Source organism: Catonella massiliensis (assembly GCF_016651435.1).
GTDB classification, from domain to species: Bacteria; Bacillota; Clostridia; order Lachnospirales; family Lachnospiraceae; genus Catonella; species Catonella massiliensis.
This window is the reverse complement of the sequence record NZ_JAEPRJ010000001.1, coordinates 2,814,897-2,839,357: the sequence shown is the minus strand read 5'-3', so window position 1 is coordinate 2,839,357 and position 24,461 is coordinate 2,814,897. Positions and strand designations below refer to the sequence as shown.

Annotated in this window: 30 protein-coding genes; 21 read left to right on the top strand and 9 right to left on the bottom strand. The window is 35.8% G+C overall.

The features are described from left to right. Positions 1–45: 45 nt before the first annotated feature. Positions 46–2,535: a DNA gyrase subunit A gene (gene gyrA / locus JJN12_RS12655; protein WP_208430026.1), complete on the bottom strand. Its 2,490-nt coding sequence runs from the start codon at positions 2,533–2,535 to the stop codon at positions 46–48. 149 nt (positions 2,536–2,684) lie between these two features. Between gyrA and JJN12_RS14740 the strand changes: the two genes are divergently transcribed. Then, positions 2,685–2,924, top strand: a complete 240-nt coding sequence (locus JJN12_RS14740; protein ID WP_408610921.1) for a DUF6199 family natural product biosynthesis protein — start codon at positions 2,685–2,687, stop codon at positions 2,922–2,924. Positions 2,925–3,061: 137 nt separating this feature from the next. Here the strand turns inward: JJN12_RS14740 and gyrB are convergent, their stop codons facing one another. The 5 genes from gyrB to dnaA form a co-directional block, all read right to left on the bottom strand. Further along, positions 3,062–4,972, bottom strand: a complete 1,911-nt coding sequence (gyrB, locus tag JJN12_RS12650) for a DNA topoisomerase (ATP-hydrolyzing) subunit B (RefSeq protein WP_208430025.1) — start codon at positions 4,970–4,972, stop codon at positions 3,062–3,064. A 2-nt stretch (positions 4,973–4,974) separates the two neighbouring features. Then, a complete protein-coding gene (gene recF, locus JJN12_RS12645; protein WP_208430024.1) occupies positions 4,975–6,063 on the bottom strand; it encodes a DNA replication/repair protein RecF in 1,089 nt (362 codons plus the stop codon). Beyond that, positions 6,053–6,271: an RNA-binding S4 domain-containing protein gene (locus JJN12_RS12640; RefSeq protein ID WP_208430023.1), complete on the bottom strand. Its 219-nt coding sequence runs from the start codon at positions 6,269–6,271 to the stop codon at positions 6,053–6,055. Before JJN12_RS12640 ends, recF begins: the two co-directional genes overlap by 11 nt. 29 nt (positions 6,272–6,300) lie before the next feature. Further along, positions 6,301–7,413, bottom strand: coding sequence for a DNA polymerase III subunit beta (gene dnaN / locus JJN12_RS12635; RefSeq protein ID WP_208430022.1), 1,113 nt, complete (start codon positions 7,411–7,413; stop codon positions 6,301–6,303). 242 nt (positions 7,414–7,655) lie between these two features. Next, on the bottom strand, positions 7,656–9,029 hold the full coding sequence (gene dnaA, locus JJN12_RS12630; protein ID WP_208430021.1) for a chromosomal replication initiator protein DnaA: 1,374 nt from the start codon (positions 9,027–9,029) through the stop codon (positions 7,656–7,658). Positions 9,030–9,460: 431 nt separating this feature from the next. Here dnaA and rpmH point away from each other — a divergent pair, with 431 nt between their 5' ends. The 11 genes from rpmH (at position 9,461) to JJN12_RS12575 (ending at position 16,890) form a co-directional block, all read left to right on the top strand. Then, complete coding sequence (gene rpmH / locus JJN12_RS12625) at positions 9,461–9,595, top strand: 50S ribosomal protein L34 (protein ID WP_023355110.1); 135 nt, start codon at positions 9,461–9,463, stop codon at positions 9,593–9,595. 57 nt (positions 9,596–9,652) lie between these two features. Continuing rightward, complete coding sequence (rnpA, locus tag JJN12_RS12620; RefSeq protein WP_208430020.1) at positions 9,653–10,006, top strand: ribonuclease P protein component; 354 nt, start codon at positions 9,653–9,655, stop codon at positions 10,004–10,006. Further along, the gene (gene yidD, locus JJN12_RS12615; protein ID WP_208430019.1) at positions 10,003–10,218 is read left to right on the top strand and encodes a membrane protein insertion efficiency factor YidD; all 216 of its coding nucleotides are present in this window, start codon (positions 10,003–10,005) and stop codon (positions 10,216–10,218) included. Before rnpA ends, yidD begins: the two co-directional genes overlap by 4 nt. A 24-nt stretch (positions 10,219–10,242) precedes the next feature. Then, positions 10,243–11,517 (top strand): YidC/Oxa1 family membrane protein insertase, encoded by a 1,275-nt coding sequence (locus JJN12_RS12610; protein ID WP_208430018.1) that lies wholly within the window; start codon positions 10,243–10,245, stop codon positions 11,515–11,517. A gap of 17 nt (positions 11,518–11,534) precedes the next feature. Beyond that, a complete protein-coding gene (gene jag, locus JJN12_RS12605; RefSeq protein WP_208430017.1) occupies positions 11,535–12,488 on the top strand; it encodes an RNA-binding cell elongation regulator Jag/EloR in 954 nt (317 codons plus the stop codon). Between the two features lie 210 nt (positions 12,489–12,698). After that, entirely contained in the window at positions 12,699–13,247 is a 549-nt protein-coding gene (locus tag JJN12_RS12600; RefSeq protein WP_208430016.1) for a GNAT family N-acetyltransferase, read from the top strand. Continuing rightward, entirely contained in the window at positions 13,240–14,607 is a 1,368-nt protein-coding gene (gene mnmE, locus JJN12_RS12595) for a tRNA uridine-5-carboxymethylaminomethyl(34) synthesis GTPase MnmE (protein ID WP_236013797.1), read from the top strand. Before JJN12_RS12600 ends, mnmE begins: the two co-directional genes overlap by 8 nt. A gap of 15 nt (positions 14,608–14,622) precedes the next feature. After that, positions 14,623–14,967 carry a phenylpyruvate tautomerase MIF-related protein gene (locus JJN12_RS12590; protein WP_208430015.1) on the top strand — a complete coding sequence of 115 codons (345 nt, stop codon included), beginning with the start codon at positions 14,623–14,625 and terminating at the stop codon, positions 14,965–14,967. 123 nt (positions 14,968–15,090) lie between these two features. After that, positions 15,091–15,318 (top strand): type II toxin-antitoxin system MqsA family antitoxin, encoded by a 228-nt coding sequence (locus JJN12_RS12585; RefSeq protein ID WP_208430014.1) that lies wholly within the window; start codon positions 15,091–15,093, stop codon positions 15,316–15,318. A gap of 87 nt (positions 15,319–15,405) precedes the next feature. Continuing rightward, positions 15,406–16,191, top strand: coding sequence for a class I SAM-dependent methyltransferase (locus JJN12_RS12580; RefSeq protein ID WP_208430013.1), 786 nt, complete (start codon positions 15,406–15,408; stop codon positions 16,189–16,191). 33 nt (positions 16,192–16,224) lie between these two features. Continuing rightward, on the top strand, positions 16,225–16,890 hold the full coding sequence (locus JJN12_RS12575; RefSeq protein WP_328706807.1) for a Fic family protein: 666 nt from the start codon (positions 16,225–16,227) through the stop codon (positions 16,888–16,890). A gap of 97 nt (positions 16,891–16,987) precedes the next feature. On the opposite strand, the gene JJN12_RS12570 is transcribed toward JJN12_RS12575, so the two are convergent. Continuing rightward, positions 16,988–18,262 (bottom strand): IS110 family RNA-guided transposase, encoded by a 1,275-nt coding sequence (locus JJN12_RS12570; protein WP_208429125.1) that lies wholly within the window; start codon positions 18,260–18,262, stop codon positions 16,988–16,990. 300 nt (positions 18,263–18,562) lie between these two features. Between JJN12_RS12570 and JJN12_RS12565 the strand changes: the two genes are divergently transcribed. Next, entirely contained in the window at positions 18,563–18,883 is a 321-nt protein-coding gene (locus tag JJN12_RS12565; protein ID WP_208430012.1) for a Fic family protein, read from the top strand. A 106-nt stretch (positions 18,884–18,989) separates the two neighbouring features. On the opposite strand, the gene JJN12_RS14305 is transcribed toward JJN12_RS12565, so the two are convergent. Further along, positions 18,990–19,733 (bottom strand): transposase, encoded by a 744-nt coding sequence (locus JJN12_RS14305; RefSeq protein ID WP_236013796.1) that lies wholly within the window; start codon positions 19,731–19,733, stop codon positions 18,990–18,992. A gap of 135 nt (positions 19,734–19,868) precedes the next feature. Further along, complete coding sequence (locus JJN12_RS14300) at positions 19,869–20,261, bottom strand: IS110 family transposase (protein WP_236013795.1); 393 nt, start codon at positions 20,259–20,261, stop codon at positions 19,869–19,871. Positions 20,262–20,558: 297 nt separating this feature from the next. Here JJN12_RS14300 and JJN12_RS12555 point away from each other — a divergent pair, with 297 nt between their 5' ends. The 8 genes from JJN12_RS12555 to JJN12_RS12520 all read left to right on the top strand — a co-directional run bounded on the left by JJN12_RS12555 (position 20,559) and on the right by JJN12_RS12520 (position 24,281). Further along, on the top strand, positions 20,559–21,359 hold the full coding sequence (locus JJN12_RS12555) for a Cof-type HAD-IIB family hydrolase (RefSeq protein ID WP_208430011.1): 801 nt from the start codon (positions 20,559–20,561) through the stop codon (positions 21,357–21,359). A gap of 194 nt (positions 21,360–21,553) precedes the next feature. Next, positions 21,554–21,880, top strand: a complete 327-nt coding sequence (locus JJN12_RS12550; RefSeq protein WP_208430010.1) for a hypothetical protein — start codon at positions 21,554–21,556, stop codon at positions 21,878–21,880. Between the two features lie 41 nt (positions 21,881–21,921). Next, entirely contained in the window at positions 21,922–22,347 is a 426-nt protein-coding gene (locus JJN12_RS12545) for a hypothetical protein (protein ID WP_208430009.1), read from the top strand. A gap of 26 nt (positions 22,348–22,373) precedes the next feature. After that, positions 22,374–22,718 (top strand): inorganic diphosphatase, encoded by a 345-nt coding sequence (locus JJN12_RS12540; protein ID WP_208430008.1) that lies wholly within the window; start codon positions 22,374–22,376, stop codon positions 22,716–22,718. A gap of 64 nt (positions 22,719–22,782) precedes the next feature. Beyond that, on the top strand, positions 22,783–23,274 hold the full coding sequence (locus JJN12_RS12535; RefSeq protein WP_208430007.1) for a GNAT family N-acetyltransferase: 492 nt from the start codon (positions 22,783–22,785) through the stop codon (positions 23,272–23,274). A 25-nt stretch (positions 23,275–23,299) separates the two neighbouring features. After that, positions 23,300–23,737 (top strand): GNAT family N-acetyltransferase, encoded by a 438-nt coding sequence (locus JJN12_RS12530; RefSeq protein WP_208430006.1) that lies wholly within the window; start codon positions 23,300–23,302, stop codon positions 23,735–23,737. A gap of 31 nt (positions 23,738–23,768) precedes the next feature. Then, on the top strand, positions 23,769–24,023 hold the full coding sequence (locus JJN12_RS12525) for a hypothetical protein (protein WP_208430005.1): 255 nt from the start codon (positions 23,769–23,771) through the stop codon (positions 24,021–24,023). Between the two features lie 36 nt (positions 24,024–24,059). After that, a complete protein-coding gene (locus JJN12_RS12520) occupies positions 24,060–24,281 on the top strand; it encodes a hypothetical protein (RefSeq protein WP_208430004.1) in 222 nt (73 codons plus the stop codon). The last annotated feature ends 180 nt before the right edge of the window (positions 24,282–24,461 follow it).

Sequence of the window (24,461 nt, the reverse complement as noted above, 5' to 3'; positions counted from 1 at the left end):
TTTCATCCCTTACTTAGCATTTTCAAGTTTAATTACTTTACTATCTTAGTTATCATTGATTTCAGTTTCTTCTGTGTCTTCTTCAACTGCCTTGTCATCCTCACGCACCTTTGCAATTTTTGCAATTACATTGTCTCCGTCTACATTCATAAGTTTAACACCTGATGTAATTCTTCCAAGTATTGAGATGCTTTCCACTGCCATGCGGATAATGATGCCTGCCTTTGTAATGAGCATAATCTCGTTATTGTCATTTACTGACTTAGCACCTATTACAAGTCCTGTCTTCTCCACTATCTTGTAGCATTTAACACCCTTTCCTCCACGGTGCTGGGTGGTAAATTCTTTTATTTCCGTTCTCTTTCCAAGTCCATTTTCAGAGACTATAAGGAGCTGTTCACCCTGATCGTCAAGCTGCATAGCCACTATTTCATCGGTGTCGTCTATAGTCATACCGATTACACCCATAGAAGCTCTGCCTGTAGGACGTACATCTTTTTCGTTAAATCTAATGCACATTCCGTTCTTTGTTATAAGGAAGACATCGTTTTCGTTGTTAGTAAGTTTTACTTCTATGAGGTCATCATCTTCTCTTAGATTAATAGCCTGCAAGCCTGTCTTTCTTATATTTGCATATTCACTAAGGGCAGTCTTTTTAACTATTCCCCTCTTTGTAGCCATAAATAAATATCCGTCAGTTGTTTCTTTTCTGATGTTTATAACTGCAGTTACCTGCTCCTCCGGCTGAAGCTGCAAAAGATTTACCATAGCTGTTCCTCTGGCTGTACGGCTTGCCTCGGGTATCTGATAAGCTTTAAGCCTGTACACCCTGCCCTTGTTGGTAAAGAAAAGTATATAGTGGTGGGTTGTAGTCATAAGAAGATCTTCTATAAAATCCTCCTCAATTGTCTGCATTCCCTTTATTCCCTTACCGCCTCTGTTCTGGCTTTTGAAATTATCGGTTGTCATTCTCTTGATGTAGCCCATATTTGTCATTGCAATTACGGTATTTTCATCAGGAATGAGGTCATCATTGGTAATATCTGAATCGTCAGCTACTATCTGGCTTCTTCTTTCATCACCGTATTTATCACGGATTACATTTATTTCTTCTTTTATTACTCCAAGTAATTTCTTGACATCCGCAAGTATTTCTTTTAATTCTTTAATTCTTTCCTGTAAGCTGTCATATTCGCCCTGAAGCTTCTCTCTTTCGAGACCTGTAAGAGCTCTAAGACGCATATCAACTATAGCCTGAGCCTGTACATCATCAAGGCTGAATCTCTCGATGAGTTTTTCTTTTGCCTCTGCAGTAGTCTTTGAACCTCTGATTATGCTTATAACTTCATCTATATAATCAAGAGCCATAAGCAGTCCCTTTAATATATGGGCTCTTTCTTCTGCTTTGTTAAGCTCGTACTGACTTCTTCTTCTTACTACATTTTCCTGATGCTCAAGGTAGAAACCAAGCATCTGCTTAAGGTTCATAACTACAGGCTCATTATTTACAAGCCCGAGCATATTTGTACCAAAGGTAGTCTGAAGCTGGGTGTGCTTATATAATTTTTTGAGAATGATATTTGGATTTACATCACGCCTTAATTCGATACAAATGCGCATACCACTTCTGTTTGACTCATCACGCAGCTCGGTAATTCCGTCTATTCTCTTGTTTTTCACCATGTCGGCTATATATTCTATAAGCCTTGCCTTATTTACAAGGTATGGAAGTTCGGTCACAACTATACGGTTCTTGCCATTTGCCATAGGCTCTATGTCTGTCACCGCACGAACTATAATCTTGCCTCTTCCTGTTCTGTAAGCCTCTTCTATACCGGCTCTTCCTAAGATGTGCGCACCTGTTGGGAAGTCAGGACCTTTCACTATCTGAAGTATTTCATCTATTTCAGTATCTCTGTCTTCTAAAACCTTATTGTCTATTATCTTATTTACTGCATCTATAACCTCTGTAAGGTTATGTGGCGGAATATTGGTAGCCATACCTACTGCTATACCTGAAGCTCCATTTACAAGGAGGTTAGGATATCTTGATGGAAGCACTGTAGGCTCTTTTTCTGTTTCATCGAAGTTAGGAGTGAAATCAACTGTATCCTTTTCAATGTCAGAAAGCATTTCTACGGAAATCTTGCTAAGCCTTGCCTCTGTGTACCTCATAGCTGCTGCCCCGTCTCCGTCCACAGAGCCGAAGTTTCCATGTCCGTCTACAAGCATATACCTGGTAGACCAGCTCTGAGCAAGATTTACAAGGGCTCCATAAATAGAACTGTCTCCATGTGGATGGTATTTACCCATGGTATCGCCGACAATTCTGGCACATTTTCTATGTGGCTTATCAGGAGTATTGGAAAGCTCCTTCATTGCATACAGTATTCTTCTTTGTACAGGCTTAAGTCCGTCCCTCACATCAGGAAGGGCACGAGACGCAATTACTGACATAGCATAGTCTATGTAGGAATCTTCCATAGTCTTCTTTAAGTCTACTTCGTTAATCCTGTCAAAAATATTCTCGTCCATTCTCTTATCCTTTTCCTTGAAATATTTATATAAGTCTCAAATTTCAGTTATCTCACTCTAATACAGTATTATACCATAAATTCAAATTAAATAACATACTTTAGAAAAATCTTATTTTGTAATATACTGATGATAATGGAGGTGATTATATGGTTGAATTTATAATATACAGTTCAATTCTTGCACTAATAGCTTACTTACTTTTTTTCAAATATGAATTAGTTTATAAAATTACTGAAAGTTGGAAAAGTTACAGTTCATCAGACTGTTCAGATTTGTATAAAATATCTTGTCAACTTGGAGGCATTATTACTTTTATAATTGATTTACTTTTAATCATAAGTTATATTACAAATATTAATTTATTTAGTTATTTCGGTTTAGACTAAATATTTTGCAATTGTTTGGTAATATCCCTCATGGTCACAGACCTAAAATACAGTATTCTATTGTGTTATTCGAAACAACAGGTCTGTGACTTATGAGGAATTATTAAAACTTAGACGTTTTTTTTAATAATTTGGTTTTATATATCCAAATTTCTTACATACTTTGCATTCTGCTCTATAAATTCCCTTCTTGGCTCAACCTTGTCTCCCATAAGGGTATTAAAGGTTAAATCTATCTCAGAAGCATTTTCTTCATCCATCATAACCTTAAGAAGCACACGCCTTTCAGGATCCATAGTTGTCTCCCAAAGCTGTTCTGCATCCATTTCTCCAAGACCTTTATAACGCTGAATCTTATTGTTGTTATCCCTTCCGATTTCAGACATTATGTTATCAAGCTCTTTATCATTGTATGCATACCAGATTTTGTTGCCCTTTTCCACCTTGTAAAGAGGCGGCTGTGCAAGGTATACATGTCCCTTTCTTATAAGCTCAGGCATGAAACGATAGATAAAGGTGAGCATCAATGTATCTATGTGAGCTCCGTCTATATCCGCATCAGTCATTATAATGATTTTCTTGTACCTAAGCTTAGTTATATCAAAGTCTTCATGAATTCCTGTACCAAAGGCAGTTATCATGGACTGAATCTCTTTATTTTCTAAGATTTTATCCAGTCTTGATTTTTCTACATTAAGGATTTTGCCTCTAAGCGGAAGTATAGCCTGTGTTGCCCTATCTCTTGCATCTTTTGCTGAACCGCCCGCAGAATCTCCCTCTACAAGGTAAATCTCGCAGTTATCAGGGTTCTTATCCGAACAGTCAGCAAGCTTGCCCGGAAGATTCATATATTCAAGGGCTGTCTTTCTTCTGGTTAAATCCCTTGCTTTTCTTGCTGCATCTCTAGCTCTTTGAGCTAACAGTGCCTTTTCAACTATCATCTTACCAATAGCAGGATTCTGCTCAAGGAAAATCATAATCTGCTCACCGGCAATGCTTTCAACTGCTCCCCTGGCCTCGCTGTTACCAAGCTTTTGCTTAGTCTGTCCCTCAAACTGTGGCTCAGGTATCTTGATGCTGACTATGGCTGTCATACCCTCTCTGATATCCTCACCTGTTAGTGCCGGGTCGTTTTCCTTTACAAGCTTCATAAGCTTTGCATATTCGTTGAAGGTCTTTGTAAGTGCATTTCTAAAACCTGTAAGGTGAGTACCACCCTCAGGAGTATTGATATTATTTACGAAACTATAGCAGCCCTCGTTATAACCATCATTGTGCTGAAGTGCCACTTCTACCTGAACTGTACCCTTTTTTCCCTCACAGTATATAATCTTGTCATAGAGAACTGTTTGATTTTTATTAAGATAACTGACATACTCCATAATTCCACCCTCATAGTGGAAGCTATCAGTCTTTTTACCCTCTTCTCTTTTGTCTGTAAGGCTGATTCTAAGGCCCTTTGTAAGGAAAGCCATTTCTCTTAGACGTTGCTTAATAGTTGCATAGTCAAAAACAGTATCCTCAAATATCTCTTCATCGGGTAAAAATGTTACAGTAGTTCCATGTCTGTTAGTAGGACCTATTTCCTCAAGTGGGGTTACTACCTTTCCTCTTTCATAGCGCTGTTTATAGGCCTTTCCGCCTGTTTCAACCAAGACCTCAAGCCATTTAGAAAGAGCATTTACAACGGAAGCACCTACTCCGTGAAGTCCTCCTGATACCTTGTATCCACCGCCGCCGAACTTTCCACCGGCATGAAGAACGGTAAATACAACCTGAACCGCAGGAAGACCTGACTTTTTGTTAATTCCAACAGGAATACCTCTTCCGTCATCTACTACAGTTATAGAATTATCTTCATTGATAAATACTTCTATATGGCTGCATTCTCCTGCCAGAGCCTCGTCAACAGAATTATCCACTATCTCATATACAAGGTGATGAAGTCCCTTAAGAGAAGTAGAGCCTATATACATACCCGGTCTTTTTCTAACCGCTTCAAGCCCTTCAAGTATCTGAATCTGATCAGCTCCGTATTCTGCACTCATTTTTACACCTCACTTTTATCTATTTTACCGCTGTTTATCTTATATATTCGTCCGTTAGCCTTTTTATTTTCAACAAATTCCTCAAGACCTGTACAGGTAATGATAGTCTGGATATCTCCTATGCTTTCAATGAGATAATCCTGCCTGCTTCTATCCAGTTCTGAAAGCACATCGTCTAATAATAAAATGGGATTATCACCTGTTTTAACCTTAAACAGCTCAATCTCAGAGAGCTTAAGTGAAAGAGCCGTACTCCTTTGCTGTCCCTGTGAGCCGTATTTTCTCACATCATTTTTATTGATATAAAAGGTTATGTCATCTCTTTGAGGACCTGTCAGGGTGGTTTTCTGGTAAATGTCACTGTTTCTGCCTGATTTTAATCTATCTCTAAAATCCTCTTCAGTAACATTTGGATTGTACTCTATCTCAAGTTCTTCTTTTCCACCGGTAAGCCTTTCATGGATAGGCTTTATTATCTTTCCCAACTCACCTATGAATTTTCTTCTGCTCTTTATAATCTCAGTGCCTGTAGTCACAAGCTGTTCATCCCATATATCAAGGGTGTCTGAGAGCCTGTTATCTGCATATATCTGTTTAAGAAGATTATTTCTTTGTAATAATATTTTATTATATTTTGAAAGATTATACAAATATATCTTCTCTATCTGGGACAGCTCCATATCTATGAATCTTCTTCTTTCAGCAGGACCGTCCTTTATCATACTAAGATCCTCAGGAGAAAAGAATATGAGCTGGACTATACCAAATACATCGGCAGAGCGGTGAACAGGAATTCCATCGATTGCAACTCCTTTAGACTTACTTTTTTTAAGATGCATGTCTATTTTTCTATCCAAACCATCTTTTTCCAAAATAAGCCTTATATGAGCCTCATCTTCTCCTATTCTTATCATTTCCTTGTCTTTGCTGCCCTTGTGCGACCTTGTAGTACCTGCAACATAGATAGACTCAAGGATATTTGTCTTTCCCTGTGCATTGTCGCCATATATGATGTTGAGCCCTTTATCAAACTCAATATTCATATCTTGTATATTTCTAAAATCATTAAGTGCAAGAGACTTAATTATCATTTGCCTCTACCTTTATCTCTTCATCCTTATATTTAACAATGTCTCCCGGAACTATCTTTTTGCCCCGTCTGGTATCTATCTGACCGTTTACAAGTACAAGACTGTTCTGAATGGCGTATTTTGCCTCAACTCCGTTATCCACCAAACCTGCAAACTTTATAAGCTGCCCTAATTTGATATGTTCGTCTTTTATTTTAACAACCTGCATAGATACCTCCATTTTGAATAGAATTCAAGTTAAATGTCTTCAGGATTGAAGTTTACAGGAAGAATTATGTATAAATAACTCTCCTCTTTATTTTTAATAAAGCAAGGTGCCTTTGGATTGAAAAGGAAAATGTCTATGTTTTCATCTTCAATTACCTTGAGTGCATCCATAATAAGAACTGGATTGAAGCCTATAATTATGTCTTTTCCCTCTTTAGTAAGCTCCATATCGGTATTCATATTTCCTACTGTGGTCTTGATACTTAAGTTTAGGTTATTTTCACTTAAATTGAGTATTACAGGCTTTTTCTCCTTTTCAGTAATGAAAGGAAGGGCAGAATCCATATTTTCAAGCAATTCTCTTCTGTTTACATTTATCTTAGTCTCATAATCACTTGATATCATCTGGTCTACATTGTAGAATTCTCCGTCAATAAGCCTTGAATTAACAGTAGTATTGCTAAATTCAAATACTATATGCTTGTTTGAAAAATAAATAACTACCTCGTCAGCTACCTCGCTTGAAAGAATCTTACTTATCTCACTGAGAGTCTTACCGGGTACAACTGCCTTTATATTCTCGTGTTCACCCTCAATTGCTGTCTTTCTTATAGAGATTCTATGTCCGTCAAGAGCTATGATTCTGAGGTTATTATTGTTAACCTCAAGAAGTTCACCTGTCATTACTTTCATGTTTTCATTATTTGATATTGAAAATAATGTCTGTCTAATCATTTCCTTAAGAGAAAACTGTGAAAGAGTAATGCTCTTAATCTTCTCTATTTCAGGAAGAACAGGGAATTCTTCAATACTTTGTCCTGATATTGTAAATACTGACTTACCGCATTTGATGGTAGCCTTATAATTATCGTCAGTCCTAATTTCAACCATGTTGTTTGGAAGCTTCCTCACTATGTCAGAAAATAGTCTTGAATTAAGGGCCATACTTCCATTTTCAACAACCTCACCCATCACTATGGTTTCAATGCCAAGTTCCATATCATTGGCAATTAACTTGATGCTATTATCTACTGTCTTAATAACTATACATTCAAGTATAGGTAAGGTGGTTTTGGTAGAAATAGCCTTAATTACAATATTTATGCTTTTAATTAAATCACTTTGATTTACTCTTATTAACATTAGTTTCTCCTTAGTGGTAGTTGTTCTTGTCAGAGTGGATAATTCCAATATAGATATAATATATACCTAGTAGTAGTAGGTCACGTGGATATGGTTATAAGCGTAAAAAAACAGTTAAAACCAGTATTTTACGCATTTTATAAGACTGTGGAAAATAAATTTATACAAAAATAACTATTCACAGCTTATAAACAAAGTTTCACATATTATACAAAATTTATCACAAGGTTATACACAGTGTTTTAAGAAGAAATAAGCTTGGTTATTACATCCAGTTTATTGGACAAATCGTTCTTATTAGCCTTTTTTTCAGCCTCTAAGTCTTCTTCTATCTTCTTAATTCCATGTAGTATGGTAGAATGGTCTTTTTTGCCAAGCTTTGCAGCTATTTCCTTAAGAGAAGCAGGTGTAAGCTGCTTACATAAGTACATGGCAATCTGCCTTGGATAAGCTACATTGCTGCTTCTGTTGGCAGAACATATCTGGTCGATTGAAAGCTCATAGTGGCTTGCAACTACATCTATAATACTATCAATGGTGATTACATTTTTTACATTTGGATTGATAATGTCCTTTAAGGCATTTTTAGCTATATCAAGAGTGGCCTCTGTATTGACATTTACAAGCTTATTGAGGGCGGTAACTTTCTTATAAGCACCCTCAAGCTCTCTTATATTTGAATTAACATTGGTAGCTATGTAGTCGAGAATCTCATCACTTAGATGCTCGTGTTCAAGCTCACAGCGCTTCTTTAAGATAGCCATTCTGGTCTCATAGTCGGGAGGATTTATCTCAGCCATCATACCATTACCAAATCTTGACTTTATTCTGTCTTCAATATTTGTAAAGTCCTTAGGAGGGCGGTCTGAAGAAATGATTATTCTCTTTCCTGCCTGGTAAAGGTCATTGAAGGTATGGAAAAATTCTTCCTCCGTACGCTCTTTTCCTATAACAAACTGAATATCATCGATAAGAAGTGCATCTATGTTGCGGTATTTCTTTCTTAACTTGGTAGAGGCAAGCACACCCTCTTTGATAGACTCAATAACTTCATTTGTAAACTGTTCACTTGTAACGTAAAGTACTCTTGCATCCTTTTGATTCTCAAGAATTGAGTGGGCAATAGAATGCATAAGGTGAGTCTTTCCAAGTCCAACTCCGCCGTATATAAAAAGAGGGTTCCAATCCGTATTAGGATCCTTTGCTACAGCCTTTGCAGCGGCTGCAATAAAGTCATTATTAGGTCCGACTACAAAGGTATCAAAGGTATAGTTAGGATTGAGATTTGCACTTGCAGCCCTCTCTATAAGCTGATTATTCTCGTTTTTTTCAGTATCGTAGGATTCAAGCTCTTCCTTAGATATGAAATCAAGACTATATGACTTCCCCGTAACAGCCTCAATGGAGTTCTTTATAAAGGTATAGAACTTTTCCTTTATATAAGAATCGTAATGCTGGTATACATCATCATCTAAAAGAATAGTTACCTTATCATCGTCCTCGTCATATACCTTAAGAGGTTCAATGAAGGTTTTAAATAATACCGGCTTTATCTCAAAATCATTTTTAAGCATTTCCAGTATCGCATCCCAGTTTTTGCTGACTAATTGTTTCATAAGACAAAATACTCCTTTATACTGTTATATTTTATCGCAAACCAAAGAAAAAAACAACTAAAAGAAATATATACTTATTCAACTTATCCACAATAAAATGTTGATAAGTTGTGGAAATCCTGTCAATTTAGTGTTAAGTTAAAAGTTGTCAACAACAGTAGAATAAATTTATAAACATGATTTTATAGGAGTAGAAAGTAATAAATATCCTAAAATTTATTAAAATAATAATTTATCCACAACTTATAAACAAATTGTGGATAAGTGAGTACATCGTTGTAGAATAAATGTGGATAAGTTGAAAAAATATATTCTATAAATGTAGAATTAAAAAAATGAAAGTTTTTCTTGATTTTTCGCTTAAATGCTGATATTATAAGGGTTGATTGTATTTAATCGTAATATTTGATTTTATTAAGGAGGTGTACCAAATGAAGATGACATTCCAGCCTAAGAAGAGGCAGAGATCAAAGGTTCATGGATTCCGCAAGAGAATGAAGACAGCTGATGGCAGAAGAGTATTAGCTAGAAGAAGAGCTAAGGGTAGAAAGAAATTATCTGCATAATCAGTTACAATAAGGACACAGGCCTTGCCGGTGTCCGTTTGTTTATCAGGGAAAAATATGTTACCTAATTCGTTGAAGAATTCGACAGAATTCAAAAGAGTCTATGACTACGGTAAATCTTTTGCCAACAAATATCTGGTTATGTATGTGTATAATAATGAAACAAATAGTAACAGGATAGGAATATCAGTTAGTAAAAAGGTTGGCAACAGTGTAGTCAGACATAGAGCAACCAGATTAATAAGGGAAAGCGTGAGGCTTAACAAAGAGATTGTTAAAGAAGGTTATGATATCGTTATTATAGCCAGAGGAAATATTAAAGATAAGAAATATGCAGATGTGGAGAGTGCTTATATTCACCTTTGTAAATTGCATCACTTGCTTAATGAGAAAAGAGATGATAATAGTTGATAAAGAAATTTCTTATATTTTTAATAAAAATTTATAAAAATCATATATCTCCTTATAAAGGGGCCCCAATGTGCAGGTTCATTCCATCTTGTTCAACCTACGCCGTACAGGCTATTGAAAAGTATGGAGCCTTAAAGGGCTCTTATTTGGCTGTAAAGAGAATTATGAGATGTCATCCTCTGTCTAAGGGCGGTGTCGATTTTGTACCTTAATGAAAGATTTAGGAGGACGGTAGTTTGATCCAACAGGTATTTGCACTGACACAGTATAATGGTGCTATAGTGGGCCCTATTGCAAGAATACTTGCATACATAATGAATGGGATTTATTCTGTATTTTCTGCAATCGGTATTGAAAATGCAGCTATTTGTATCTTATTATTTACATTTATAATGAGAGCTTTGATGATGCCTATGTATTATAAACAGCAGAAAGTAGGCAAACTCACTTCAAGAATGAGTCCTGAACTTCAGGAAATAACAAAGAAATACAAGGGAAAGCGTGATCCTGAGTCACAGAGAAGGATGCAGCAGGAAACTCAGGCAGTATATGAAAAATATGGATCAAATCCACTTGCAGGCTGTCTGCCTATTCTTATTACGCTTCCTATCATGTTCGGTCTTTATAGAATAGTTCAGAGTATGCCGGCTTACATGCCAGCTATAAGAAGCTTGTATGAGAATATAGCTACTCCTCTTATGGGACAGAGCAATTATGCGGCTACTTTAACTGAGATAGCTAACAGCAATACAGTTAAACTGGTTACAGAGGGCGATAAAACTACTATATTAAACTCTGTAATAGATGTACTTGCTACATTTAACCATGACAAATGGGAGGCACTTAAAACAAGTTTTAGTGGTATTTCAAACGTAATAGCTGCTAATTCAGCTGAGATAGAGCATATTAACAGTGTATTCGGACTTTTTTCAATATCGGATGTACCGGGATTTGCTAAGCCTCTTACACTTATAGTACCACTGCTTGCAGGTGTACTTCAGTATATCAACGGTAAGCAGATGGTGAAGAATCAGCCACAGACAAACGGAAATGATCAGGCTGCTGCGCTTAATAAGGGAATGATGAACTTTATGCCGTTTATGCAGGCTTTCTTCTGTATTACATTTCCAATCGGTATCGGTGTATACTGGATTGCAGGTAGTATATTTATGATAATCCAGCAGTATTTCTTCAATAAGATGCTTGAAAATGTTGACGTTGACGAAATGATAAGAAAAAATCAGGAAAAGGCTGCAAAGCTTCGTGCGAAAAGGGGAGAAGCGCCTGTGGCTGAGAAATTTAATCAGTTTGCAAATACTTCAACCAGATCCATAGCGGCCACAAATACAAAGAAGATTGATGATGATTCTTCAGAGGCTCCAAAGAGCACTGAAAAGGGGATTACAATTAAGGCAAAGAACAACTACAAGATAACGGACTATAAAAAGCGCGAGGGTGAATATAAGGCTGCCAATATTTCTGATGTAGCCAATATGTTAAAGAGAGACTAGGTATTGGAGGGTAGATTATGAGTAATGAATGGATTGAGATTTCAGCAAAAACAGTTGATGATGCCATAAACGAAGGTCTTATAAGACTTGGTACAACCACGGATAAGATGGATGTGGAAGTGCTTGAGAAGGAAAGTGCAGGATTCTTAGGATTTATAGGTAAGCATAATGCAACCATAAGAGTAAGAATTAAAGAGACTAAACCTGCTTCTATGCCACAGAAAAAAGAAGTTAGACAGGCAAAGCCTGCCACAGTTAAGAATTATACTGAGGCTAAGGTTGAAGAAAAGCATGTGACTGAAGTTCATAGAAAGCCTAAAAAGAAATTTGATGATAATGACAAGGGTGAGCCTGTATCTTCTGAAAGACAGGAAAAGGCTAAGGCTGACGCAGTAAAATTCCTTACAGATGTATTTAATGCTATGAAGCTTGAGGCATCTATAAATGTGGAATTTGATTCTGCTGAAAATGAGCTTACAATTGATGTAAAGGCTGAGGATATGGGAGTTCTTATAGGAAAGCGTGGACAGACTCTTGATTCACTTCAGTATATTGTGAGCCTTGCAATCAACAAGGATTGCAGTGAATATGTAAAGGTTAAGCTTGATTCTGAGAACTATAGAGTAAGAAGAAAAGAGACTCTCGAGAACTTAGCTAAGAATATAGCTTCCAAGGTTAAGAGAACCGGAAAGGCTGTTTCACTTGAGCCTATGAATTCATTTGAAAGAAGAATAATTCATTCTGCTCTTCAGGGAGATTCTGATTGTGAGACCTATAGTGAGGGTGCTGATCCTTACCGAAAGGTTGTAGTTAAGCCAAAGAATGAAGGAAAATCTTACTATAACAGCAGATACAACAAGGGTTATAGTAAGAAGCCTTATGGAAGAAAGCCATATCACAAGAATGGCTACAATAAGAATTATTCGAAGAAGTACAACAAAATTGATTACGATTTAGATGAAGAAGTATAGTAAGTATCCCCGTAGAACCAGTTGATGGTTTTGCGGGGATTTTGTTGTATGTATAGGGAATTTGTGATAGTATGGGATGAGAAAGTGTAGCTAAATAAAATGTTCCGGAATGGGAAAATTATTGTAAAATTAAGAAAAATATTTTGAAATGGGAATATTTACTTATGCAAGTCAAAAATTTGATGTAATAGCTATTGGAGGATGGTATAGATGAATGAAAGCATAGTTTTGCTATGTCCTTTTGATGAAAATATGTTAAAAGAAATCTGGAAAATTGGTTTCACTGAGATTAATCCTGAGTGGAAAGAGTGGAACGCTCCTTATTTTGATGATTATACTAAATATGAGTCATTTGAAGAATTTAGTAACTCTAATGAAAGAAAATTTTTTATGAGAGAAAATGTACTTGGAATAAAGGTTGATGGAAAGACAATCGGAATGGTTTCAAGATACTGGGAAGATAAAAAAACCAGATGGCTTGAAATAGGAATTGTAATTTATGATAAAAATTACTGGAATGGCGGTTTTGGTACAATGGCTTTAAGAAAGTGGATAACAAAAACGTTTAGAGATTTTAGTGAGATTGAACATGTAGGACTGACTACCTGGAGTGGAAATATTAGAATGATGAAGGCTGCTGAAAAGCTAGGTATGTTACAGGAAGCCAGAATTAGAAAAGTAAGATATTACAATGATGAATATTATGATAGTGTAAAATACGGAATTTTAAGGGAAGAGTGGAGTGATAATTATGAATGATACAATCACGGCGATTTCCACTGCGGTTGGAAATTCAGGAATAAGTATTATAAGAATAAGTGGTGAGGATGCCTTTAATATAGCGGGAAAGCTGATGAAACTATCTTCTACTGATGTAGATAAAATAGACACACATACCATTAAATACGGGCATATTTATAATGAGACAGATGTAGTAGATGAGGTCTTGGTTTCATTTATGAAGGGACCAAGGACTTATACAAGAGAAGATGTAGTGGAAATAAACTGCCACGGTGGAGCATTTATAACAAAAAAAGTGCTTGAAACTGCTATAAAAGCTGGAGCAAGGCTTGCAGAACCCGGAGAATTTACAAAAAGAGCCTTTCTTTCAGGACGAATTGACCTCACACAGGCAGAAGCGGTTATGGACATCATTAGAGCGGACAGCGACTATGCCATAAAGAGTGCAGGCAGAAGGCTAAACGGTGGAATAGGGGATAAATTAAAACCTGTAAAAGAGAGCATTTTAACTGATATGGCTTATATAGAGGCAGCCCTTGATGACCCTGAGCATATGTCACTTGATGGTAAGGCGGAAGAAATCAGGGAAAATGTTGTTAATAATATAAATGCCTTGAATAATATTTTGGAAAATGCAGGTAAAGGAAGGATAATTAAAGAGGGCATTAAGACTGTAATAGTTGGAAAGCCTAATGTGGGTAAGTCTTCATTTCTTAACTACATTTCAGGGGAAGATGTTGCCATAGTAACCGATATTCCGGGCACTACAAGGGATGCTCTGATGCAGAGTGTAAGCCTTGGGGATATCTCTCTTAATATTGTGGATACAGCAGGAATTAGGGAGACTGACAATGAGATCGAGAGAATGGGAATTGAGAGGGCGAAGGAACATCTTAGTGATGCAGACCTTGTACTCATGATAATAGATGTATCTAAGCCACTTTCCACAGAGGACAAAGAATTATTAGAGGAAATTAAGTCTAGGAAGTCCGTTCTTATCTTAAATAAAACTGACCTTGAAAGAGGCTTAACCGATGATGAATACAAGGCTTTTTCGGAGTTCAATCCTGTAGAAATATCGGCAAAGAAGAGGGTTGGAATAGAGAAATTAACTGAGATAATAAAAGAGATGTTCTTTAACGGGGAGTTAGACTTTAACAATGAAATCTATCTCTCCAATCTGAGGCAGGAGGGCGCAATAAGAAGGGCTAAGGAAAGCCTTAATATGGTACTTGAGTCCATAGACTCAGGAGTTTCTGAGGATTTTTACACTATTGACCTTATGAATGCTTATAATGCCATTGGAGAAGTTACAGGGGATACCACAAGCGAGGATTTGGCTGATAAGATTTTTAAGGATTTTTGCATGGGGAAGTAGGAAAGGAGAAATGTTATGCCATTTATTAATTCTAAAATTACTAAGAAGATTACAAGAGAAGAGGAAGCTGTAGTTAAGGAGAAACTGGGAAAGGCTATAGAGCTGATTCCTGGGAAAAGTGAGGCTTGGCTTATGCTTAATTTTGAGGTTGAGAGCCATCTTTACTTTAAGGGAAGTAATGATAAGGATATAGCCTATGTTGAAGTAAGTGTATTTGGCAGTGAGAATAAGGAGGCTTTTAATAATTTAACTTCTGAGATAACAAAGATATTTAACGAGGTTCTTGGAATAGAGCCTGATAGAATCTATGTAAAATACGAAACAACAACAAACTGGGGCTGGAATGGCGGGAATTTTTAATGGAAAGATTTTGCATATAGTTGCTGGATGTGATAATATGAAAATATATGTGATAACCGTGTATTATCCTGACACAAAAAAATTCGAAGATGACTTAAAAACTAGGAGGAAGGAGTAAAGAATATGTGTATGTATTGTAAAAATAGCACAACAGTAGCAAGTACGACTACACATGTAGTAAATTATAATAATTGTATTATTGTTATTAAAAATGTTCCTTGCCTTGAGTGTGAGCAGTGTGGAGAAAAATACTATACTGATAAAGTTGCTGAAAGACTCGAAATGATTGTAGATACAGCTAAAAAAATGATGCAGGAAATTGCTGTAATTGATTATCCACAGGTTGCTTAGAGAATATAGATTTAGGAGATGGTATGTAATTCATCTCCTTTTCTGTTATTTTTTAATAGTACTAATAATGTAGAAAGGATAAAGTATATGGCAGAAAGAATTGAAATGCTAAAAACCATATATGGTAGGTTTGATGAGGATAAAAGGCTTACCTCAAGCAGACAGGGGCAGCTTGAGTATTTTATTACGATGAATTATGTGGATAAGTACATCAAGTCTGGTGATAAGATACTTGAAATAGGGGCAGGGACAGGCAGATATTCCATAGCACTTGCAAAAAATGGTTATGATGTTACTGCGGTTGAGCTTGTGGAAAGTAATCTTGAAGTCTTAAAGAAAAATGCTAAAGGTATAATGAATATATCAGCTTTTCAGGGTGATGCACTGAATCTAAGTATATTTGATGACAATACCTTTGATGTAACCCTTTTATTTGGTCCCATGTATCATCTATATGAAGAAAAAGACAGGCATAAGGCCTTAGATGAAGCAATTCGTGTAACAAAGCCTGATGGAGTTATACTTGTAGCATTTTTATCAGCGCATGCAATTATGATGAGTAATTATCTTTCAGGCAATTTTAAAGAGGGTTTTACAGCTAATTTTGATGAAGACTATAAGGTGAAGCATTTTACAGAACAGGCATTTACAGGTTTTGATATAGTGGAATTTGAAGGTATGTTTGAGGCTAAACCAGTGAAGTATATAACTACGGTTGCTGCAGACAGTGTTTTAGAAATAGTTGAGAGAAATCCTGATTTTAAAATGTCAGATGACGATTTTAAATTATTTTTAGACTATCAGCTCCATATTTGTGAAAAAAGGGAAATGCTGGGGTATTCTTGCCATTTGTTGTATATTTGTAGGAAGTAAATGCGGAAGATAATACGGAAGTAAGGTGAAATTATGGAGAAGTATAAACCGCCTTTTATAATTACAGATAAGATATTGATGTATGTATCGTCTATTTCAGAAAAAATAGGACGTATTACTGCAACTGGTAATCTTGATACAAGACCATATCTTAGAAGAAATAATAGAATTAAATCCATTCATTCATCACTTAAAATTGAGGCAAATTCACTTTCTTTGGGACAGGTAAGAGATGTAATAAATGGAAAGACTGTATTAGGAGAGCAGAAAGAAATTCTTGAGGTCAAGAATGCCTATGCTGCTTACGAACATTTATCTGATATTAATCCTTATGATATCAAGGATTTGAAAAAAATTCATGGAATTATGACAGAATGTATTTTGAGAGAATCAGGTGAATTTAGAACCGGTGAAGAAGGTGTATTTAATGGTGAAGAATGCATATTTATGGCACCGCCTGCAAAGTTTGTCCCACAGCTTGTAAGTGAACTATTTGATTGGATGAAGAAAAATCATAATCAGGTTCATCCGCTTATAATGAGTTGTATATTTCACTATGAATTTGTGTTTATTCATCCATTTTCTGACGGCAACGGCAGAATGGCAAGATTGTGGCAAACAGCTATTTTATCGAAGTGGAAGACGATATTTGAATATATTCCTATTGAAAGCCAGATAGAGAAATTTCAGGAGGAATAGTGTGAAAGAAAGTATAGGAAAGCCATAGATTGGCGCACTTAACTAAGCTGTCTAAGGCAGGCAACTTTTTGAAGTGTTATTGAGTTAGAAAATTCGATTAAGAAGCTACTGGCTCATCAGGAGGAAGTAGTCCCTCTCGTTGCAATAGTTTCTTGGCTTGCTTGATAGCTTTTGCCTTTTGTTTTTCAATAAGAGCTTCAGGCACATCGATTTTATAAAGGTCGCTCGGATTCCACTGCTCGCCAGTAGACAGCATTTGGTAGATGGCAGTAAGAATCATACGGGCAATAGCGATAATGGCTCTTTTCTTGCCACGACGTTTAACAAGAGATTCATATTTCTTTTTGTAGTAAGGAGATTGGTCAGATTTTACGGCTGCATGAGCACACTGTACTAATGCAGGTTTGAGGTAGACTCCGGCACGTGTAATCCGAACAGATTTCTTCTTACCAGCAGATTCATTGCTGCCAGGTGTTAAACCAGCCCAACAGCATAAACGTTTGGAACTTGAGAACTGAGACATATCCGTACCGATTTCGGAGATGATAGTTATTGCACTATCACATTTGACACCCGGAATGGTACAGAGGAACTGGACAGCATTTTCAAAATCAGGATTAGAAGAAATCATATTTTCTATCATTTTATCAACATCTTTGATTTCTGCTGTGATATAATCCATATGTGCGCGGACGAGGCGCATACGGTATTTTTGGGCATCAGTCATCTGATATCCTTCGACGGATTCTATAACAGCATCTTCTTTGGATTTGAGGCTCCGAAGAAGCTTAGATGCGATTTCTTCGTGGTTAATGGATGTACCCGATTGTTCAAGTAGATAGTCGATAATGGACGTGGATGACTTCCCAAAGATATCGGAAACAACAGAATCTAATGCAACATTACAAACAGTAAGAGCATTCTGGTATCGATTCTTTTCACTTGAACGGCAGGAAACAAGCTTGCAACGATAGCGAGTGTATTCCCTGAGAATACGGACTATCTTACAAGGGATATAGCTGCCTTTGACAAGTCCGAGACGGAATAAATCCCCAATCCATTTAGAATCTTTGGTATCATCTTTGTTGCCTTTCACAGCCTTTACCCACTTGGGATTGGCAATGACAACATTGATCTCATCTTCCAGAAGATTAAAGACAGGAACCCAGTATTTGCCTGTGGATTCCATACAAACATCATGGCAGTCATTGTCAAGAAGCCATTGCTTGAATTCAAGAATTGAATTGTTAAAGGTGGAAAAGCGTTTCTTTTGGTAAGATGGTTCAATGCCACCGGTGGTTTTGACGATTGTGGCAACGAGAAAAGATTTGTGAACATCGACACCACAACAGATTTGGTAAGTAACTTTCATAGTCAGACTCCTTTCGTAAATGATAAGAAGCCATTGACTGAACTGCCACACAATTAAACTAAGGCGCTTAAACAATTCTTAGTGTACGGATTCGTAATACCACTCATTTGTGCTTGAAAAGGCAGAACTTACACTGATTATTATGCTGTCTAAAACGAAGAAAGTTATTACAACTCCTCCTCACGTGCTTTGTAGTATAGCTTCTTGCAAACCATTTTAAAGCAAAACGTAGAGAGTTGAAACACTTTCATTACTATTTGTGCCGCCAGCCGAAGGCGGCGGAATGGAGATTATTATGAAGTGATTGCAAAATGTCATATTAATGGGGATTCTACGATTTTTATAGAATTTATGTTGTCACAGCTTGATAAAATTTTAGACGATATCTCTATTCAGTTTAATGAAGCAAATGAGCATATTTCAGAAGCTGTTAAAAGGTTACTTGATGTGATGGAATATGACATTCCATACACGAGTAAGACACTTATGGAAAAGCTTGGTTTGAAATCAAGAGAGGGATTTAGAAAGAATTATCTAAATCCTGCAATAGATATGTGTGTTATTAAAATGACAGCTCCGGATACACCAAGAAGCAGAAACCAGAGATATATCAGAGTTTAACTTGAGGGAATATAGGGAGTAAAGAGTGAAAAATAACTTATATTTTTGGGCGCACTTATATAAGGGGTCGCAAGATCCCTAAAATTGGTAACTATATAAATAAATGTTAGTTATCGTTGCGTTTTACTAACTTTGAGCTATCATAACCAAGGCTTTCAAGATAAGCAAAGACATTGTTTTCATTTAGAATCACACGCTCTATTTGATTTTTCGGAGACATAAGTTCTTCATAATCAATAGGATTAAACGGTTTTTCTTCTGAAACCATGTGATAAATGCATACTATCATCATTCGTGCTATGGCAATGATTGCTTTCTTATGACCACGGCGTTTTTTAACTCGACCATATTTGATTGCAAAATAGGTCTGCTTTTTGCTCTTGATTGCTGCAAGCGCACATTGTACCATCATAGGCTTTAAGTAATCTCCTGCTTTTGAAATCCGCACAGACTTCTTTTTACCGGCTGACTCATTGTTAGTAGGTGAAAGCCCACACCATGAGCACAGATGCTTTGCGTCATCAAAGATGCTCATATCTACGCCTGTTTCGGCAAGAACGATTGTTGAACTTAGTTCGGTCATCCCAGGCATTGTAGAAACAAGTTCAACGAACTTGTAGTAAGGCTTCATCCTTACATAAAGCTCAACTTCAGATTGAGTAATCATGCCATCAAGATACTCCAGATGGCTGCGGGCAAGTTCAAGCTTTTTAGCCTGATCAGATTCTATGTTATACCCCCTGATTGCCTCAATGATTTCATCGGATTTAGCTTTTGCCCCTTTTTTAATGAGTCTGCGGACAGCTTTTTCATCAATGGAATCAGAAGTATGTGTAAGAAGATACGACATGATTTCTGTGGCTGTTTTGCCAAAAGGATCAGACAGTACACTGGCAATGCCGACATTGGAAAGAGTTATGGAGTTTTGTATGAGGTTTTTGTCAGAAGATTTAATACATATGAGTTTGAAATGGTATCTTGTGATTTAATGCAGTTGTCTGAAGTCTTTAGGGGGAATGAACGAGCATCTGACAAGGTGGAATTTGTAGAGGTCAGTAATCGATTTGGAGTCTTTTTTATCAGTTTTCTTTCCCTTGATGGCTTTGACATATTTAGGATGGGTAAGGCAGACTTCTATGTCATTCTCGAGATAATTAAAAATAGGAATCCAATATTTCCCAGTGGATTCCATACATACATGATAACAATTATTCTCGATTAGCCAGCTGTGAAATTTTCTAATATCTGAGTTGAAAGTAGAAAATGATTTTTGCTTGTACTCAGAGATTCCATCAGCATTTGTGATTACGATGGTTGCAACGATAACATTTTTGTGGACATCAAGCCCACAGCAGATGGAGTATTTTAACTTCATCATAAGTATCACCACCTTTATAAAAAAAGGATAGCAACATTGACTGTCATCCTGCGACTGAATAAACATGGTTTATTACCAATGATAAGAGTCCGGGCTCAATGTCCCACTTGTTTGTGCTTGTAAGGATGACGGCACATATAAATATACGGGGTCGAAAATAAATTCGCCACTCCTCCTCCCGTGCTCTGTAGTATATTGCTATCCTATATAGATATTATAAGACAAAGCGAGGAAAGGCACAACATTTTTTCATAACTTGTTTGAGCCTTGAGCGAAGCGAAAGGAATGGTAAAAAATATGGATTTAGAAATAGTTTTTAGTGATGTAGACGGAACCTTATTAAATAGTGAACATAAGATGCTTGATGGAACAAAGTATGCAATACAAAAATTACATGAAAAAGATATTCCTTTTGTAATAATATCAGCCAGGAGTCCATCTGGAATCTATCCTATTTTAGAGGAAAATGGATTTTCCTGCCCTATTATATGCTACAGTGGAGCTTTAATATTAGATGAGAATAAGAATACTGTGTATTCATCAGGTTTTAATAGGGAAATAGCAGAGAAAGTGATTAGTTTTATTGAGAAAGAGAACTTCGACTGTTGTTGGAATCTTTACTCAGGTGATAACTGGATAGTTAAGGATAAGAGCGATGAAAGAGTGATAACTGAGGAAAATATAGTGAAAACAGAGGCTGCCAGAGGTTCTGTAGAGTCATTATCTATCGATGCAAAGATAGGAAAAATTCTTTGTATCTGTAACCCTGAAAAGACTGATGAAATTGAAGATAAGATAAAGAAGAGCTTCCCTGATTTATCGGTAGTTAAATCATTTCATACTATGATTGAGATTATGGCTCCCGGTATAACAAAGGGAAGTGCGGTTTTGGAATTATGTAGATTGTGGAATATAGATGTGAAAAGGGCAGCAGCTTTCGGAGATAATTTTAACGATGTGGAAATGCTTGAAGTAGTCGGATTTCCATTTCTTATGGAAAATGCACCTGATGAACTTAAACAACGCTTTAAGACTATAACTGATAGCAATAATGATGAAGGGATATATAAGGCTCTTGTCAAAATTGGAGCTATTTAATTGAAGCAAAATCCATGGATAAAATTATAATTATTTGTAAAGAGTAAATATTTTGGATATTCATTTGTATTAAAAAATAAAAAAGATAAAATAGAATTAAAAAGCTGTGATATGATTGATTTAGATGTGTTTATTGATGAAGTATGTAAATTATTTTCGCAGGAAACAGAAAAGGTAGCAATAAAGGAGGCAGGATGAAAGCTTTTATAAAGAAATATTATGTTTATATTTTAGTAATGCTTGCATTTTATGTGGTAGCACCGTTGTTGTGTAGGGATACAGGGAGTGCTATGTTTACACTGCTCTGTCTTTTACCGGCTACATTGTTCATACTTTCATTGATATATGCCAAAATGAATGGATTTAAATGGTATTTATCTCTGGCAGTTGCATTACTTTGGTTACCGACTGTTTTTATCTATTATAACGAAAGTGCAATGATATATGCTCTTATTTATGGAGTTATAAGCTTTGCCGGACAGGGAGTAGGGTTTTTGATGAATTGCCGGTTCCGAAGGTAAGAAAGAAACAGTAGAATATTAACTTTTATGGAGGTATGAGAATGGACAGATTAAAAGAACTTTATGAAGCAAAGAGGGCGGCTGAAGAGGTAATTGCAAGGATAGATAACGCCATATCTTCTTTAGACAGTGCATCATCCTGGGGATTATTTGATATTTTTGGTGGAGGAATGATTTCAAGCTTTATTAAAAGGGGTAAAATTCAGGATGCAAATGCTGATATCGAAGAAATTTACTCTTCACTAACTGTATTAAATAAGGAGCTTGAAGATGTTGATATGCATTTGCCGACAGAAATAAGCGATACCATTAGCGATGGTGCTTTTGATATCTGGTTTGACAATATATTTACGGATATTAGGGTACAGGGTGAAATTAAAGATACATTGTATGAGTTAAAGGATTTCAGAAGAAATATAATTAGTTTGATAGAAAGGTTAAATGCTGAAATAAGACAATATCAATAATTTGGGTTAAATATTGGAGTAAAACTATGCTTTGTAAGCTTGTAAAAGTGACAGTTGACAGACCGCTCGGGAGCTATCATCCTAAACATAAGGATATGTATTATCCGATAAATTATGGATATATAGAAGGAATAATTGTAGGAGATGGTGAAGAACAAGATGCCTATATAATAGGTATTGATGAGCCGGTAAAAGAGTTTACGGGAAGGGTAATTGCCATTATTCATCGTTACGATGATGTAGAAGAAAAGTGGGTGGTTGCACCTGAAAACAGTCATTTTACAAAGGCTGAGATTATGGAAAAAGTAGAGTTTACAGAAAAGTATTATGACTCTGAAATTATAATGATGGATGATAATACAAGCAGTTAATATTAGCGTTTTTGATAACAAAAACAAAAACACCAACATTAAAATTGCAATTATAGGAGATTATATGGGGAAATTTTTATCCGAAATAAAACAAAATTTAAGCAGTAATTCACTAGTTTGGATAAAGCCGATAGAAGATGAAACTGACCTTTGGTATGCGGTAGAAGAATGTAAGATAACAAGTGGACAGATGGAATATGTAAATCCTGCAAGTTTTTCGGTAGGGAGAGCATATTTAGATCCGGAAAATAATGTGCCTTGTGTTATTTACAATAATGAAAATAAAAGAGTGGGCTTTATTTCGTTTAGAAAAATAGTACTTAATAAAAAAGGGTTTAATTGGAGTTTTTATATAGATAAGAATTATCAGAATAAGGGTTTAGGAAGGGCAACCGCTGAGAGTGCGATAAAAACTTTGAAAAATGTGGACAGCAATATGCCGATTTTCCTGACTACTGAACAAAATAATGAGTTGGCTCAGAGATTATACATTAATTTAGGATTTAGAAAAGCGGACTTTTTGGATGGGGATGATTTGGTGTTTATACATGAATAAATCTGTATTTTGGAGATATTAGAATATGAAAATTATACCTTTTGAAGAAAGCTATAGAGATGATCTAATATTTATGATTTTGCAAGCTAAGGATGCTTTGGGAAGAAAACCGGGATTAAATGAAGATTTATTAGATATAAAATCAAATTATTTTGATAGAGATGGCAGATTTTGGATTGCCGTTGATGAAAATGATAGAGTTATAGGAAGTATTGGATATGTAAGAGTTGATGGCGCAAATGAAGCATTCATTCATAGGTTATTTGTTAAGGTGGCGGAAAAACGTAAAGGAATAGGTAGTGCGTTACTTAAAATTGCAGAAGAAGATATGAAAAATAATGAGATATCTGTTGCAAAGGTGCATCTTGGCATACCTAAAGATGATTGGTTTGGGTCTTATTCTTTTTATCAAAAACATGGCTATGTTGAATATGAAGAGAGGTATATGAAGAAATTGTTGTAAGATATGAATATAAAACCGAAAGGAGGATTTTATGATAAAAAAGAAAAAACTTTATTCTGCATATATTTGTGTAATAGTTTTTAGTGTTTGTATAATAGGTGGATTCTTTATTAAAACTTTGTTTGCTTTTGCTATTGTAGGTTTAGCAGGATATATTCTGATTGATAAAAAGTATTTGAGATGCCCACATTGTGGTGGTTTTGAAAATTTGGAAAGACTCTTATATGCAAAAAAACATATTTATCACTGTAGTCATTGCGGTGAAATCATAGAGATTGAAAAATAAAAGAAATGTAGAAATTCATCTTTGGAGGGGTTAAACATGAAAAAACGAAATGTGGTTATTGTATGCATCTTGTTAGCTGTTTTTCTTCTTATACCAATTCCGTTGCGATTAAAAGATGGAGGTACTGTGGAGTATAAAGCTTTAGTTTATAGAGTTTTAAAGGTTCATAGGTTAGCACCTGTTGAATCGGGAAAAGAATATGAAGAAGGAATTATTATTAAAGTTCTGGGTATTGAAGTTTATAATAATGTTGAATAGAACAATGTATCTATTTTGAAAATAAGAATAATATTTTTACAAGCATTTTATAATAGATTTAATTATGCATCTAACTTGTTTGTAGACTATTATGATTATGAAAATGTTTCACGTGAAACATTTATAAGATAAATTCTAATTTGTAGGGCTAAAATTAGTTGCAAAGTAGACGCAAAAACT